This window comes from Bradyrhizobium arachidis (assembly GCF_024758505.1).
Taxonomy (GTDB): domain Bacteria; phylum Pseudomonadota; class Alphaproteobacteria; order Rhizobiales; family Xanthobacteraceae; genus Bradyrhizobium; species Bradyrhizobium manausense_C.
In genome coordinates this window covers 5,408,246-5,422,869 of sequence record NZ_CP077970.1, presented here as the reverse complement: position 1 = coordinate 5,422,869, position 14,624 = coordinate 5,408,246, and the positions used below count along the sequence as shown (strand labels likewise).

At 63.6% G+C, this 14,624-nt stretch carries 14 protein-coding genes; all 14 read left to right on the top strand.

Annotated elements, in window-relative coordinates; translation table 11 throughout:
• Positions 1–6: 6 nt before the first annotated feature.
• Genes KUF59_RS25110 through nuoN form a run of 14 tightly spaced genes read left to right on the top strand, consistent with a single transcriptional unit; the run spans position 7 to position 14,622 of the window.
• A complete protein-coding gene (locus tag KUF59_RS25110; protein ID WP_212460860.1) occupies positions 7–618 on the top strand; it encodes an NADH-quinone oxidoreductase subunit C in 612 nt (203 codons plus the stop codon).
• 2 nt (positions 619–620) lie between these two features.
• A complete protein-coding gene (locus tag KUF59_RS25105; protein WP_212460859.1) occupies positions 621–1,817 on the top strand; it encodes an NADH-quinone oxidoreductase subunit D in 1,197 nt (398 codons plus the stop codon).
• Positions 1,817–2,779, top strand: a complete 963-nt coding sequence (locus KUF59_RS25100; RefSeq protein ID WP_212461018.1) for an FkbM family methyltransferase — start codon at positions 1,817–1,819, stop codon at positions 2,777–2,779. The genes KUF59_RS25105 and KUF59_RS25100 overlap by 1 nt, the downstream gene beginning before the upstream one ends.
• 12 nt (positions 2,780–2,791) lie before the next feature.
• On the top strand, positions 2,792–3,403 hold the full coding sequence (gene nuoE, locus KUF59_RS25095) for an NADH-quinone oxidoreductase subunit NuoE (protein ID WP_212460858.1): 612 nt from the start codon (positions 2,792–2,794) through the stop codon (positions 3,401–3,403).
• The gene (locus tag KUF59_RS25090; protein ID WP_212460857.1) at positions 3,403–3,615 is read left to right on the top strand and encodes a hypothetical protein; all 213 of its coding nucleotides are present in this window, start codon (positions 3,403–3,405) and stop codon (positions 3,613–3,615) included. Before nuoE ends, KUF59_RS25090 begins: the two co-directional genes overlap by 1 nt.
• A gap of 15 nt (positions 3,616–3,630) precedes the next feature.
• On the top strand, positions 3,631–4,956 hold the full coding sequence (nuoF, locus tag KUF59_RS25085) for an NADH-quinone oxidoreductase subunit NuoF (RefSeq protein ID WP_212460856.1): 1,326 nt from the start codon (positions 3,631–3,633) through the stop codon (positions 4,954–4,956).
• Between the two features lie 5 nt (positions 4,957–4,961).
• Positions 4,962–7,037: an NADH-quinone oxidoreductase subunit NuoG gene (gene nuoG, locus KUF59_RS25080; protein ID WP_212460855.1), complete on the top strand. Its 2,076-nt coding sequence runs from the start codon at positions 4,962–4,964 to the stop codon at positions 7,035–7,037.
• A 10-nt stretch (positions 7,038–7,047) separates the two neighbouring features.
• Entirely contained in the window at positions 7,048–8,115 is a 1,068-nt protein-coding gene (gene nuoH, locus KUF59_RS25075; RefSeq protein ID WP_212460854.1) for an NADH-quinone oxidoreductase subunit NuoH, read from the top strand.
• Positions 8,116–8,129: 14 nt separating this feature from the next.
• Positions 8,130–8,618, top strand: coding sequence for an NADH-quinone oxidoreductase subunit NuoI (nuoI, locus tag KUF59_RS25070; RefSeq protein WP_212403843.1), 489 nt, complete (start codon positions 8,130–8,132; stop codon positions 8,616–8,618).
• Between the two features lie 9 nt (positions 8,619–8,627).
• Positions 8,628–9,266 carry an NADH-quinone oxidoreductase subunit J gene (locus KUF59_RS25065; RefSeq protein ID WP_212460853.1) on the top strand — a complete coding sequence of 213 codons (639 nt, stop codon included), beginning with the start codon at positions 8,628–8,630 and terminating at the stop codon, positions 9,264–9,266.
• The gene (gene nuoK, locus KUF59_RS25060) at positions 9,263–9,571 is read left to right on the top strand and encodes an NADH-quinone oxidoreductase subunit NuoK (protein ID WP_008547737.1); all 309 of its coding nucleotides are present in this window, start codon (positions 9,263–9,265) and stop codon (positions 9,569–9,571) included. Before KUF59_RS25065 ends, nuoK begins: the two co-directional genes overlap by 4 nt.
• Before the next feature lie 8 nt (positions 9,572–9,579).
• The gene (nuoL, locus tag KUF59_RS25055) at positions 9,580–11,652 is read left to right on the top strand and encodes an NADH-quinone oxidoreductase subunit L (RefSeq protein ID WP_212460852.1); all 2,073 of its coding nucleotides are present in this window, start codon (positions 9,580–9,582) and stop codon (positions 11,650–11,652) included.
• The gene (locus tag KUF59_RS25050) at positions 11,653–13,161 is read left to right on the top strand and encodes an NADH-quinone oxidoreductase subunit M (protein WP_212460851.1); all 1,509 of its coding nucleotides are present in this window, start codon (positions 11,653–11,655) and stop codon (positions 13,159–13,161) included.
• A 24-nt stretch (positions 13,162–13,185) separates the two neighbouring features.
• A complete protein-coding gene (nuoN, locus tag KUF59_RS25045) occupies positions 13,186–14,622 on the top strand; it encodes an NADH-quinone oxidoreductase subunit NuoN (protein ID WP_212460850.1) in 1,437 nt (478 codons plus the stop codon).
• Positions 14,623–14,624: the final 2 nt, after the last annotated feature.

Here is a 14,624-nt window from a genome sequence, read left to right as displayed (position 1 = left end):
TACGTCATGGACGACGGCAAGCTCGACGCCTTGGGGCAGACGATCGTGAGCGCGCTTCCGGGCGCGGCAACCGGTCATACCGTGGCCTTCAACCAGCTCACGGTCGACATTGAGGTCGGCAAGGTCGTCGAGGTGGTAAAATACCTGCGCGACGATCCGAATTGCCGTTTCATCAACTTCACCGACGTGACCGCGGTGGACTACCCGTCGCGCGAGAAGCGCTTCGACATCGTCTACCACCTGATGTCGCCGACCCTGAACACGAGGATCCGCCTCAAGGCGCAGGCCGACGAGACCACGCAGGTGCCGTCGCTGATCGAAATGTTCCCAGGCGCCGACTGGTTCGAGCGCGAGACCTACGATCTCTATGGCGTGATCTTCGTCGGCCATCCCGACATGCGCCGCATCCTCACCGACTACGGTTTCGAGGGGCACCCGCTGCGCAAGGACTTTCCGACCACGGGTTTCGTCGAGGTGCGCTACGACGACCAGGAGAAGCGGGTGGTGTACGAGCCTGTCAGGCTCAACCAGGAATTCCGCAAGTTCGATTTCCTCTCGCCGTGGGAAGGGGCGGACTATCCGCTGCCCGGCGATGAGAAGGCGGGGCCGAAGGTCTGATCATGAACGAGCAACCCGAAAACCTCCGAAATTTCACCATCAACTTCGGCCCGCAGCATCCTGCGGCGCACGGCGTGCTGCGCCTTGTGCTGGAACTGGACGGTGAGGTCGTTGCGCGTGTCGACCCCCATATCGGCTTGCTTCACCGCGGCACCGAAAAACTGATCGAGCAGAAGACCTACCTCCAGGCGATTCCTTATTTCGACCGGCTCGACTATGTCGCGCCGATGAACCAGGAGCACGCCTTTTGCCTCGCGGCAGAAAAGCTGCTCGGCATCGAAGTGCCGCGCCGCGGGCAGTTGATCCGCGTGCTCTATTGCGAGATCGGGCGTATTCTCTCGCACCTTCTCAACGTCACGACGCAGGCGATGGACGTCGGCGCGCTGACCCCGCCGCTGTGGGGCTTTGAAGAGCGCGAAAAGCTGATGGTGTTCTACGAGCGTGCCTCGGGCAGCCGCATGCACGCAGCCTTCTTCCGCGTCGGCGGTGTGCACCAGGACCTGCCGCAAAAGCTCGTCGACGACATCGAGGCCTGGTGCGATCCGTTCCTGAAAGTGGTCGACGATCTAGACCGTCTGCTCACCGCCAATCGCATCTTCAAGCAGCGCAACGTCGATATCGGCGTGGTGCCGCTGAAGGAAGCCTGGGAGTGGGGTTTCTCCGGCGTGATGGTGCGCGGCTCGGGCGCGGCGTGGGACCTGCGCAAGTCGCAGCCCTATGAATGCTACGCCGAGATGGAGTTCGACATTCCGATCGGCAAGAACGGCGACTGCTACGACCGCTACCTGATCCGCATGGAAGAGATGCGCCAGTCCGTGCGCATCATGAAGCAGTGCATCCAGAAGCTGAACGCGGCCGACGGGCAGGGGCCCGTCGTCGTCGCTGACAACAAGGTTGCGCCGCCGCGCCGCGGCGAGATGAAGCGTTCGATGGAAGCGCTCATCCACCACTTCAAGCTCTACACCGAGGGCGTTCACGTGCCGGCCGGCGAGGTCTACGCCGCGGTCGAGGCGCCCAAGGGCGAGTTCGGCGTCTATCTGGTCTCTGACGGCACCAACAAACCCTACAAGTGCAAGATCCGCGCGCCGGGCTTTGCCCATCTCCAGGCGATGGACCACATCTGCAAAGGCCATCTGCTCGCCGACGTCTCGGCGATCCTCGGCTCGCTCGACATCGTGTTCGGAGAGGTCGATCGGTGATGGCCCAGGCGCCGATCCAGTTTGACCGTGCCTCGGGGGCTCTCGAAGGAGCCAACCTGTGGGAGCGGACGGCTGCCTTGGCGCTGGTGACGGGGTCGAAGATCTCGTCGCACTTCTCGCACATGGGCTATATCGCCTGCGCGAACCTGTTGCGGAGAACACTTCCCGACCGCAACATCGCGATCAAGCTCAATCCCGACGCCGTGTTCGAATTTCCTTATGGCGACGGCTACTGGAGCAAGCTGCTCAACCGCTCCTACAATTACGAAGACGAGCTGGAGCTGCTGTTCGCTGACTCCGCCGACGTCGACTACACGCTGATCGATTGCGGCGCCAATTACGGCTACTGGTCGGTGCTGGTTTCCAGCAAGCCCTTTGGCGCGCACAGGGCGATCGCGATCGAGCCGTCGGGACAGAATTATCCGAAGCTTGCGAACAACGCCAGGATCAACGGCAATCGCTTCGAGAGCATGAAATGCGCGATCGGCGCTTCGCGCGGCTCCGCGCGGCTGTCGGGCACCAAGCACGAGGCCTTCAGCATCGCGGGCGATCCGTCCGCCGGCGGCGAAGAGGTGCCGGTCATCGCGCTCGACAACCTCATCGACGACGGCAAGGTTGAGGCTGGCGGCAAGTATCTGATCAAGCTCGACGTCGAAGGCGTCGAGATCGAGGCCATCAAGGGCGGCAAGCGGCTGCTCGAAGGCGACAGCGTCATCATGTGCGAGGAGCACGGCAGCGACCGTACGCATGCGGTGTCGCGCTACATCCTCGAACAAACCCCGCTGAAGCTGATCGTCTACGATCCGCGCAGCAATCGCCTGGAGACGGTGACCGAACTGTCGATCCTCGATCGTATCAAGGTCTCCACCCACGTCGGCTACAACGTTTTCGGCACCGCGAGCGCATTCTGGCAGAGCAGGATCGATGCCCTGAATGCGAAAACCGCGCGCCGCATGCAGTGAGAGAACGAAGAGATGTCCGTCCGCCGATTAGCACCGAAGGAAGTCCAGCCCGCGAGCTTTGCGTTCACGGAGGAGAATCTCGCCTTCGCAAAACAGCAGATCGCCAAATATCCGGCGGGCCGTCAGGCCTCCGCCGTGATCGCGATCCTGTGGCGCGCGCAGGAGCAGAATGAGGGCTGGGTCTCGGAAGCCGCGATCCGCGTGATCGCCGACATGCTCGACATGCCCTATATCCGCGTGCTCGAAGTCGCGACCTTCTACACGATGTTCCAGCTCGCCCCCGTCGGCAAGAAGGCCCACGTCCAGGTCTGCGGCACCACGCCATGCCGGCTGCGGGGTGCTGAGGAACTGATCCACGTCTGCGAGCACCGCATCAGTCACGAGCCCTTCCAGCTCTCCAAGGACGGCAATTTCAGTTGGGAAGAGGTGGAGTGCCTCGGCGCCTGCGTGAATGCGCCGATGGTGCTGATCGGCAAGGACACCTATGAGGACCTGACCAAGGAAAGTTTTGGCAAGTTGCTCGACGGCTTTGCCTCGGGCAGTCCGCCAAAGCCCGGTCCGCAGAATGGCCGCCAGTTCTCGGCGCCCATCACCGGACCAACCACGCTCAAGGAGACCACCTGATGCGTGGTCTTCACGCGCCAGCAAACGGGTTGGAGGGGAGCGGCACCATGAAGAAATGGGGCTTGATCGCCACGCATGCCGTGGTGGCCGCCGCGTTCATTTTCCTGCTCCAGCGCTACACGCTGAGTGCGTCGCTGGAATCCAGTCTGCTCTGGGCGCTGACCTTCGCCGGCTGCGCCGCCGGGCTTGCCTACATGCAAGCCAATCGTTGATCGGAAAGCACTGAAATGCTCGAGGACAAGGACCGCATCTTCAAGAACCTCTACGGCCTCCATGATTGGGGCCTCGAGGGCGCGCGGCGCCGCGGCGCCTGGGATGGCACCAAGGCCATCATCGACAAGGGCCGCGACTGGATCATCAACGAGATGAAGGCCTCCGGCCTGCGCGGCCGCGGCGGTGCGGGCTTCCCAACCGGCCTGAAATGGTCGTTCATGCCGAAGGAGTCGACCGACGGCCGGCCGAGCTATCTCGTCGTCAACGCCGACGAGTCCGAACCCGGCACCTGCAAGGACCGCGAGATCATGCGGCACGATCCGCATCTCCTGGTCGAGGGCTGCCTGATCGCAAGCTTCGCGATGAACGCGCATGCCTGCTACATCTATGTCCGTGGCGAGTTCATCCGCGAGCGCGAGCGGCTGCAAGCCGCGATCGACCAGGCCTATGAGGCCAAGCTGGTCGGCAAGGACAACGTCACCGGCTGGCCGTTCGACATCTACGTCGCGCACGGCGCCGGCGCCTATATCTGCGGCGAAGAGACAGCGCTGCTCGAAAGTCTCGAGGGCAAGAAGGGCCAGCCGCGGCTGAAGCCGCCGTTCCCGGCCAACGTCGGCCTGTTCGGCTGCCCGACCACCGTCAACAACGTCGAGTCGATCGCGGTTGCACCAGACATCTTGCGGCGCGGCGCGGCGTGGTTCGCCGGCATCGGTCGTCCCAACAATGTCGGCACAAAGCTGTTCTGCATCTCCGGTCATGTCGAGCGGCCCTGCAACGTCGAAGAGGCCATGGGCATTCCGTTCCGTGAGCTGATCGACAAGCATTGCGGCGGCGTCCGCGGCGGCTGGGATAATCTCAAGGCCGTGATCCCCGGCGGCTCGTCGGTGCGCATGGTGCCGGCCGAGCAGATCATCGACACGCCGATGGATTTCGACAGCTTGAGCAAGCTGCGCTCGGGCCTCGGCACCGCGGCCGTGATCGTGATGGACAAGTCGACCGACCTGATCCGTGCCATCGCCCGCATATCGTACTTCTACAAGCACGAGAGCTGCGGCCAGTGCACGCCGTGCCGTGAGGGCACGGGCTGGATGTGGCGCGTGCTGACCCGCATGGCCGAAGGTCGCGCCCACAAGCGCGAGATCGACATGCTGCTCGAAGTGACCAAGCAGGTCGAGGGCCACACCATCTGCGCGCTGGGCGACGCGGCCGCATGGCCGATCCAGGGCCTGATCGCGCATTTCCGTCACGAGATCGAAGCGCGCATCGACCAGTATTCGCGCAAGGCCGACATCGATGACGCCGGGGTGCTCGATCCCGCTCACATGGTGGCGGCGGAGTAGGGATAATGACGAAGCTGATCATCGACGGCAAAGAGATCGACGTCCCGCCGGAGTACACGCTGTTGCAGGCGTGCGAAGCCGCCGGCGCCGAGATTCCGCGCTTCTGCTACCACGAGCGGCTGTCGATCGCCGGCAATTGCCGGATGTGCCTGGTCGAGGTGAAGGGCGGCCCGAAGCCGGTCGCAAGCTGCGCCTGGGGCGTGCGCGACTGCCGTCCGGGTCCCAAGGGCGAGCCGCCGGAAATTTCCACGCGTTCGCCAATGGTGAAGAAGGCGCGCGAAGGCGTGATGGAGTTTTTGCTCATCAACCATCCGCTGGACTGCCCGATCTGCGACCAGGGCGGCGAGTGCGACCTCCAGGACCAGGCGATGGGCTACGGTGTCGACACCAGCCGCTTCGCCGAGAACAAGCGCGCTGTCGAGGACAAGTATCTCGGCGCGCTGGTCAAGACCTCGATGAACCGCTGCATCCAGTGCACGCGCTGCGTCCGCTTCTCGGCGGAAGTCGCCGGCGCTCCGGAGATGGGCGCGACCGGCCGCGGCGAGGACATGGAGATCACGACCTATCTCCAGCACGCACTGACGTCGGAATTGCAGGGCAACCTCGTCGACATCTGCCCGGTCGGCGCGCTGACCTCGAAACCTTATGCCTTTGCCGCGCGTCCCTGGGAACTCGGCAAGACCCAGTCGATCGACGTCATGGACGGTCTCGGCTCGGCGATCCGCGTCGACACCCGCGGCCGCGAGGTGATGCGCATCCTGCCGCGCATCAACGAGGCCGTGAACGAGGAGTGGATCTCGGACAAAACCCGCCACGTCGTCGACGGCCTGCGCACCCAGCGGCTCGACCGGCCCTATATCCGGGAAGCCGGCAAGCTGCGTCCGGCGTCCTGGTCTGAGGCTTTTGCCGCGATTGCCGCGAAGGCAGGCCGTTCCGACGGCAAGCGGATCGGCGCCATTGCCGGCGACCTCGCCGGCGTCGAAGAGATGTTCGCGCTGAGGGATCTGCTGGCGAAGTACGGCTCGACCAATATGGCCGTGCAGGGCGGCGACGCCTTCGATGCAAAACTCGGGCGCGCCTCCTACATCTTCAACCCGACCATCGTCGGCCTCGAGCAGGCCGATGCATTGCTGATCATCGGCGCCAATCCGCGCAAGGAAGCCGCCGTGTTCAACGCGCGCATCCGCAAGCGCTGGCGTGCGGGCGGCTTCAAGGTCGGCGTGATCGGCGCCAAGGCCGATCTGACCTATGATTTCGATCATATCGGCGCAGGCACCGAGACGCTCGCCGAGCTCGCGGCCGGCAAGCACTCCTTCATGGACGTGTTGAAGAACGCCAAGCACCCGATCGTGCTGGTCGGCGCGGGCGCGACTTCGCGCCATGACGGTGCGGCCATTCTGGCTGCCGCCGCCAAGCTGGCGCTCGATGTGGGCGCGGTGAAGGACGGCTGGAACGGTTTTGGCGTGCTCCAGGACACGGCCTCGCGCGTCGGCGCGCTCGATATCGGCTTTGCCGCGGGAAGCGGCGGGCTGAATGCGGCGCAGATGACGACGTTCGGGACCCTCGACCTGCTGTTCCTGCTCGGTGCTGACGAGATCAAGGCGCCGGACGGCACCTTCGTGGTCTATATCGGCACCCATGGCGACCGCGGCGCGCATCGCGCCGACGTCATCCTGCCGGCAGCCGCCTACACCGAGAAGTCGGCGATCTACGTGAATACCGAGGGCAGGGTGCAGATGACGGGGCGCGCGGCGTTCCCGCCGGGCGAAGCCCGCGAGGACTGGGCGATCATCCGCGCGCTGTCGGAAGCGCTGGGCAAGAAGCTGCCCTACGACTCGCTGGCCGCGCTGCGCCAGGCGGTCTTCAAGGCGGTGCCGCACCTGATCCGCCTCGATCAGATCGCGGCTGGCTCTGCCGACCAGGTCAAGGCACTCGCAGGCAAGGGCGGCACGCCGGAAAAGGCGCCGTTCAAGTCGCTGATCGAGGACTTTTACCTGACCAACCCAATCGCGCGTGCATCCGCCGTAATGGCGGAATGTTCGCGGCTTGCCTCCGGGCAGATGCTGACGGCAGCGGAGTGAGCGTGATCTGATGGAATTCTTCCAAAGCGCATTCTGGACCGGTTTCCTCTGGCCGCTGATCATCATGGTCGCCGAGAGCGTCTTGCTGCTCGTCGTGCTCCTGGTCGCGATCGCCTACATCCTGCTGGCCGACCGCAAAATCTGGGCCGCGGTGCAGATCCGGCGCGGTCCGAACGTCGTCGGTCCTTGGGGCCTGTTCCAGTCCTTCGCCGACCTCCTCAAGTTCGTGCTGAAGGAGCCGATCATTCCGTCCGGCGCCAACAAGGGCGTGTTCCTGCTGGCGCCGCTGGTCTCGTGCGTGCTGGCGCTCGCGGCCTGGGCCGTGATCCCGACCAATCTCGGCTGGGTGATCTCCGACATCAATGTCGGCATCCTCTACATCTTCGCGATCTCGTCGCTGTCGATCTACGGCATCATCATGGCCGGCTGGTCGTCGAACTCGAAATACCCGTTCCTGGCCGCGCTGCGCTCCGCCGCGCAGATGGTGTCCTACGAAGTCTCGATCGGCTTCGTCATCATCACGGTGCTGCTCTGCGCCGGCACTCTGAACCTGTCGGCCGTGGTCGAAGCGCAGAACGCGCGGGGCCTTGCCAGCCTGATCGGCCTGCCGCAGCTCACCATCCTGAACTGGTACGTCTGGCCGCTGTTCCCGATGTTCGTCGTGTTCTACGTCTCGGCGCTGGCGGAAACCAACCGTCCGCCCTTCGACCTCGTCGAGGCCGAATCCGAGCTCGTCGCCGGCTTCATGGTCGAATACGGCTCGACGCCGTACCTGCTGTTCATGCTCGGCGAATATGTCGCGATCTGCACGATGTGCGCGATGGCGACGATCCTGTTCTTAGGGGGCTGGCTGCCGCCGGTGAACCTGCCGCCCTTCACCTGGGTTCCAGGCATAATCTGGTTCTCGCTCAAGCTGTTCTTCATGTTCTTCCTGTTTGCGATGGCAAAGGCGATCGTGCCGCGCTACCGCTACGATCAACTGATGCGGCTCGGCTGGAAAGTGTTCCTGCCGATCTCGCTGGCAATGGTGATCGTGGTGGCCGGCGTGCTGCATTTCGCCGGCATCGCGCCGAAGTGAGGCTCGCCATGGGTATCAACATCAACGCCACCGCGCGCTCGCTGCTGCTGTCGGAATTCGTATCGGCGTTCTTCCTCGCCATGCGCTACTTCTTCCAGCCGAAGCCGACGCTCAACTATCCCTTCGAGAAGGGTCCGATCTCGCCACGCTTCCGCGGCGAGCATGCGCTGCGCCGCTATCCGAACGGCGAAGAGCGCTGCATCGCCTGCAAGCTGTGCGAAGCCGTGTGCCCCGCGCAGGCCATCACCATCGAGGCCGGTCCGCGCCGCAACGACGGCACCCGCCGCACCGTGCGCTACGACATCGACATGGTGAAGTGCATCTATTGCGGCCTCTGCCAGGAGGCTTGCCCGGTCGACGCCATCGTCGAGGGCCCGAACTTCGAATTTGCGGCCGAGACCCGCGAGGAGCTCTACTATGACAAGGCCAAGCTGCTCGCCAATGGCGACCGCTGGGAACGCGAGATCGCCAAGGCGATCGAGCTCGACGCGCCGTACCGGTGAGGTGAGGGCATGATCCTTCCCGCGCTGTTCTTCTATCTGTTCGCCGGCGTCTGCGTCGCCTCGGCGGTGATGGTGATTGTCTCGCGCAATCCCGTGCACTCCGTGCTGTATCTGATCCTGGCCTTCGTCAACGCCTCGGGCCTGTTCGTGCTGCTCGGCGCCGAATTTTTGGCGATGATCCTGATCGTCGTCTATGTCGGCGCGGTCGCGGTGCTGTTCCTGTTCGTCATCATGATGCTCGACGTCGACTTCGAGGAGCTGCGCGAGGGCTTCATCGAATATCTGCCGGTTGGTCTGGTGATCGGCGGCATCTTCCTGTTCGAGCTGCTGCTCACCGTCGGCTTCTGGGTGATCAACCCCGGCGTCGCCAAGACGATCACGGCGGCGATCCCGACCAACGTCTCCAATACCGAGGCGCTCGGCCTGGTGCTCTATACGAAGTACATCCATTACTTCCAGCTTGCCGGCATGGTGCTCCTCGTCGCCATGATCGGTGCCATCGTGCTGACGCTACGGCACAAGGCGAACGTCAAGCGGCAGGACATCAACGTGCAGAACGCGCGCACGCCTGAGATGGCGATGGCGCTGCGCAAGGTGGCGACGGGGCAGGGGCTCTCGGATGCGGACGCGGCGGAGTGGGTGAAATGACGATCGGGCTTGGACACTATCTGGCGGTCGGCGCGATCCTGTTCACGCTCGGGATCCTCGGTATCTTCCTCAACCGCAAGAACATCATCGTCATCCTGATGTCGATCGAGCTGATCCTGCTCTCGGTCAACATCAACCTGGTGGCGTTCTCGACCTTCCTCGGCGACATCGTCGGCCAGGTTTTTGCGCTGCTGGTGCTTACCGTCGCAGCCGCCGAAGCCGCGATCGGTCTTGCCATCCTGGTGGTCTATTTCCGCAACCGCGGCTCGATCGCGGTTGAGGACGTCAATCTGATGAAGGGCTGAGCTCAGTCATGGTTCAGGCAATCGTTTTTCTGCCGCTGCTGGGCGCCATTCTGGCCGGCCTGATCGCGCTGTTCGGCGCGCATGCCCGCAACCCCAGCGGCGACACCGTCGAGCATCATGATCACGGGCATGGCGATGCCCATGGTCACGCGGCGGCCCACGATGACCACGCGCATGATGATCACGGCCACGACGACCACCACGTCTCCGAGCCGCCGGCGGCGGGATCGCGCGCGGCCGAGCTGATCACGACGGCGCTGCTGTTCGTGTCGGCGGCGCTGTCCTGGTTCACGCTGGTCGATGTCGGCTTCATGCATCACGACGCGCGGATTCCGCTGCTGCCCTGGATCGTGTCCGGCGACCTCCAGGTCTACTGGGCGCTGCGGGTGGATACGCTGACGGCGGTGATGCTGGTCGTGGTCACGACCGTGTCCTCGCTCGTGCACCTCTATTCCATCGGCTATATGGATGAGGATCCGTATCGGCCGCGCTTCTTCGGCTATCTCAGCCTGTTCACCTTCGCGATGCTGATGCTGGTGACTGCCGACAATTTGGTGCAGCTCTTCTTCGGCTGGGAAGGCGTCGGTCTCGCAAGCTATCTGCTGATCGGCTTCTGGTACCACAAGCCGTCGGCGAATGCGGCGGCGATCAAGGCCTTCATCGTCAACCGCGTCGGCGATTTCGGTTTCGCGCTCGGCATCTTCGCGATCTTCATGCTGGTTGGCTCGACCGATTTCGAGACCATCTTCCACGCCGCCCCCGGCCTGACCGGCAAGACCATCAACTTCCTCGGCTGGCAGGCGGATGCGCTGACGCTGACCTGCGTGCTCCTGTTCATGGGCGCGATGGGCAAGTCGGCGCAGTTCCTGCTGCACACCTGGTTGCCGGACGCCATGGAAGGCCCGACCCCGGTCTCGGCGCTGATCCACGCCGCGACCATGGTCACCGCAGGCGTGTTCATGGTGGCGCGCCTGTCGCCTCTGTTCGAACTCGCGCCGAACGCGCAGGCTGTCGTGATGTTCTTCGGTGCGACCACCGCGTTCTTCGCGGCGACAGTCGGCCTCGTCCAGAACGACATCAAGCGCATCGTCGCTTACTCGACCTGTTCGCAGCTCGGCTACATGTTCGTGGCGATGGGGGCAGGGGCCTATTCGGTCGGCATGTTCCATTTGTTCACGCACGCCTTCTTCAAGGCGCTGCTGTTCCTAGGCTCAGGCTCGGTGATCTACGCGATGCACCACGAGCAGGACATCCGCAACATGGGCGGGCTCTGGAAGAAAATCCCCTACACCTATGCCGTGATGGTGGTCGGCACGCTGGCGCTCACCGGCTTCCCGCTGACGGCCGGCTACTTCTCCAAGGACGCGATCATCGAGTCCGCCTACGCCTCGCACAATCCGTTCGCGTTCTACGGCTTCCTGATGACCGTGATCGCGGCCTGCCTGACCTCGTTCTATTCCTGGCGCCTGATCTTCAAGACGTTCCACGGCGAACCGCATGACGAGCATCATTACGAGGCGGCGCATGAGGCCCCGATCTGGATGCTGATCCCGATCGGCGTGCTGGCGGTCGGCTCCATCGTCGCGGGCTTCCCGTTCAAGGAATTGTTCGCCGGTCACGGCATCGAGGAGTTCTTCCGCGAATCCGTGAAGATGAACCCGCACATCATCGAGGAGATGCACCACATCCCCGAGACCATCGCCTTGCTGCCGACGGTGATGATGGTGGTGGGCTTCCTGATCTCGTACCTGTTCTACATCCGCCGGCCCTATCTGCCGGTCGAACTCGCGACGACCCAGCCGGGGCTGTACAACTTCCTGCTCAACAAGTGGTACTTCGACGAGCTCTACGACGTCATCTTCGTCCGCCCGGCGAAGTGGATCGGCTATCAGCTCTGGAAGAAGGGCGACGGCTTCATCATCGACGGTTTTGGCCCGGACGGCGTCTCGGCGCGTGTCCTGGACGTCACCCGCAACGTCGTGAAGATCCAGACCGGCTATCTCTATCACTACGCATTCGCCATGCTGATCGGCGTCGCCGGCCTGATCACATGGTTCATGTTCGGCTTTGGAGGCCAGTAAATGACAACCTGGCCCATCCTTTCCGTCACCACCTTCCTGCCGCTGGTCGGCGCGCTGATCGTCTATGTCAGCCGCGGCGACGATGAGGCAGCCAAGGCCAATTCGCGCTGGATCGCGCTCTGGACCACGCTGATCACCTTCGCGGTGTCGCTGCTGCTGGTCTGGCGCTTCGATCCGACGGTTGCCGACTTCCAGTTCGTCGAGAAGACGAACTGGCTCGCCTCCGGCATCACCTATCACATGGGCGTGGACGGCATTTCGCTGCCGTTCGTGATCCTGACCACCGCCTTGATGCCGTTCTGCATCATCGCGAGCTGGAAGTCGGTCACGACCCGCGTCCGCGAATACATGATGGCGTTCCTGATCCTGGAAACGCTGATGGTAGGCACCTTCTCGGCGCTCGACCTCGTGCTGTTCTACCTGTTCTTCGAAGGCGGCCTGATCCCGATGTTCCTGATCATCGGCGTCTGGGGCGGTCCGCGCCGGGTCTATGCATCGTTCAAGTTCTTCCTCTACACGCTGCTCGGTTCGGTCTTGATGCTGCTCGCCATCATGGCGCTGTACTGGAACGGCGGCACCACCGACATCCCGACCCTGATGCACACCGCCGTGCCGCGGTCGTTGCAGACCTGGGCGTGGCTGGCCTTCTTCGCCTCGTTCGCGGTGAAGATGCCGATGTGGCCGGTGCACACCTGGCTGCCCGATGCGCACGTCGAGGCGCCGACGGCGGGCTCGGTCATCCTGGCCGCGATCCTGCTGAAGATGGGCGGTTACGGCTTCCTGCGGTTCTCGCTGCCGATGTTCCCGCTGGCCTCGCATGACTTCGCGCCGCTGATCTTCACGCTCTCGGCCATCGCCATCATCTACACCTCGCTGGTGGCCTTGATGCAGGAGGACATGAAGAAGCTGATCGCGTACTCCTCCGTCGCGCATATGGGCTTCGTCACCATGGGCATTTTCGCCGGCACCATGCAGGGCGTGGCCGGCGGCGTGTTCCAGATGATCTCGCACGGCATCGTCTCCGGCGCGCTGTTCCTCTGCGTCGGCATCGTCTACGACCGCATGCATACCCGCGAGATCGCAGCCTATGGCGGCCTCGTGAACCGGATGCCGCTGTACGCGCTGACGTTCATGGTGTTCACCATGGCCAATGTCGGTCTGCCCGGCACCAGTGGCTTCGTCGGCGAGTTCATGACGCTGCTCGGCACCTTCAAGGTCTCGATCCCGACCGCGTTCGCCGCGACCTTCGGCGTGATCCTGTCGGCCGGCTACGCGCTCTGGCTCTACCGCAAGGTCGTTTTCGGAGCGCTGGTCAAGCCGTCGCTGGCGACCATCAAGGACCTCACCTTCCGGGAGTGCCTGACCCTGTTCCCGCTGATCGCGCTGACCATCCTGTTCGGCGTCTATCCGAAGCCGGTGCTCGACATGTCGGCAGCCTCGGTCCAGCAACTCGTCAACAATTACAACACCGCGGTGACGGCCGTTAAGGCCGCCGCACTGCTGCAATGACAGCGGCAGGGTGAGGATATCGCCATGAGCTTTGAGACTGCAGGATATCAACTGGGGCCGGTGCTGCCCGAGCTCGTGCTGGCAATCGGCAGCATGGCGCTGCTGATGCTGGGTGCCTATCGCGGGCAGGGGACGACCAAGGCGGTCACCACGCTCGCGGTGCTGCTCCTGGTCCTGACCGGCGTGCTGGTGCTGACCTTGCCGGCCGGCAAGCTCGTGACCTTCGGCGGCAGCTTCATCGTCGACGACTTTGCGCGCTTCCTGAAGGTACTTGCGTTGATCGGCTCGGCTGCGACGCTGATCCTGTCGGCGGAGTTTCTGTCCGATCCGTCCCGTCGCATCTTTGAATATGCGATCCTGGTCCTGCTTTCGACGCTCGGCATGATGGTGCTGATCTCGGCCGGCGATTTGATCTCGCTCTATCTCGGCCTCGAGCTGATGTCGCTGGCGCTCTACGTCGTGGCGTCCTCCAACCGGGACAATGCCAAGTCGACCGAAGCGGGCCTCAAGTACTTCGTGCTGGGTGCGCTGTCGTCGGGCATGCTGCTCTACGGCGCCTCGTTGGTCTACGGCTTCACCGGTACGGTCAACTTTGCCGGCATTGCCGCGGCTGCGACCCATGCGAATGTCGGCCTGGTGTTCGGCCTGGTCTTCCTGCTCGCCGGCCTCTGCTTCAAGGTGTCTGCCGTGCCGTTCCACATGTGGACGCCGGACGTCTATGAAGGCGCGCCGACGCCGGTGACCGCGTTCTTTGCCTCCGCGCCCAAGGTCGCGGCGCTCGCGGTCTTCACCCGTGTGGCGCTGACCGCGTTCCCGGGCATCCTCGGCCAGTGGCAGCAGATCATCGTCTTCGTGGCGATCGCATCGATGGCACTGGGTTCCTTTGCGGCGATCGGGCAGACCAACATCAAGCGCCTGATGGCCTATTCCTCGATCGGCCATATGGGCTTTGCGCTGGTCGGCCTTGCCGCCGGTACGCCAGAGGGCGCGCAGGGCGTGCTGGTCTATATCGCGATCTATGTCGCGATGACGCTCGGCTCCTTCGCCATCATCCTCGCCATGAAACGCGACGGCAAGAACGTCGAGAACATTAGCGATTTCGCCGGTCTCTCGCGCACCAACCCGTTGCTCGCCTTTTTCTTCGCGATGCTGCTGTTCTCGCTCGCGGGCGTCCCGCCGCTCGCCGGCTTCTTCGCCAAATGGTACGTCTTCGTCGCCGCGATCAAGGCTAACCTGTTCACGCTGTCCGTCATCGGCGTGCTGACCAGCGTGGTGGGCGCCTACTACTATCTCACCATCGTCAAGACGATGTACTTCGACGAGCCGCTGACCAAGCTGGATCCTGTCAGGATCGAGCTGCGCACCGTGCTCGCGGTCGCCGGCCTCTTCAACATCCTGTTCTTCGTCTATCCGGCGCCGCTCGTGAGCATGGCGAGCGCGGCGGCCAAGTCGCTGTTCTAGGG

Bases quoted from the DNA above. Each gene is read 5' to 3' on its own strand.
- KUF59_RS25100 (WP_212461018.1), top strand. From the start codon at position 1,817: ATGGCCCAGGCGCCGATCCAGTTTGACCGTGCCTCGGGGGCTCTCGAA.
- nuoG (WP_212460855.1), top strand. From the start codon at position 4,962: ATGACGAAGCTGATCATCGACGGCAAAGAGATCGACGTCCCGCCGGAG.
- KUF59_RS25050 (WP_212460851.1), top strand. From the start codon at position 11,653: ATGACAACCTGGCCCATCCTTTCCGTCACCACCTTCCTGCCGCTGGTC.
- nuoL (WP_212460852.1), top strand. From the start codon at position 9,580: ATGGTTCAGGCAATCGTTTTTCTGCCGCTGCTGGGCGCCATTCTGGCC.
- nuoE (WP_212460858.1), top strand. From the start codon at position 2,792: ATGTCCGTCCGCCGATTAGCACCGAAGGAAGTCCAGCCCGCGAGCTTT.
- nuoN (WP_212460850.1), top strand. From the start codon at position 13,186: ATGAGCTTTGAGACTGCAGGATATCAACTGGGGCCGGTGCTGCCCGAG.
- KUF59_RS25110 (WP_212460860.1), top strand. From the start codon at position 7: ATGGACGACGGCAAGCTCGACGCCTTGGGGCAGACGATCGTGAGCGCG.
- KUF59_RS25065 (WP_212460853.1), top strand. From the start codon at position 8,628: ATGATCCTTCCCGCGCTGTTCTTCTATCTGTTCGCCGGCGTCTGCGTC.
- KUF59_RS25105 (WP_212460859.1), top strand. From the start codon at position 621: ATGAACGAGCAACCCGAAAACCTCCGAAATTTCACCATCAACTTCGGC.
- nuoH (WP_212460854.1), top strand. From the start codon at position 7,048: ATGGAATTCTTCCAAAGCGCATTCTGGACCGGTTTCCTCTGGCCGCTG.
- nuoK (WP_008547737.1), top strand. From the start codon at position 9,263: ATGACGATCGGGCTTGGACACTATCTGGCGGTCGGCGCGATCCTGTTC.
- KUF59_RS25090 (WP_212460857.1), top strand. From the start codon at position 3,403: ATGCGTGGTCTTCACGCGCCAGCAAACGGGTTGGAGGGGAGCGGCACC.
- nuoF (WP_212460856.1), top strand. From the start codon at position 3,631: ATGCTCGAGGACAAGGACCGCATCTTCAAGAACCTCTACGGCCTCCAT.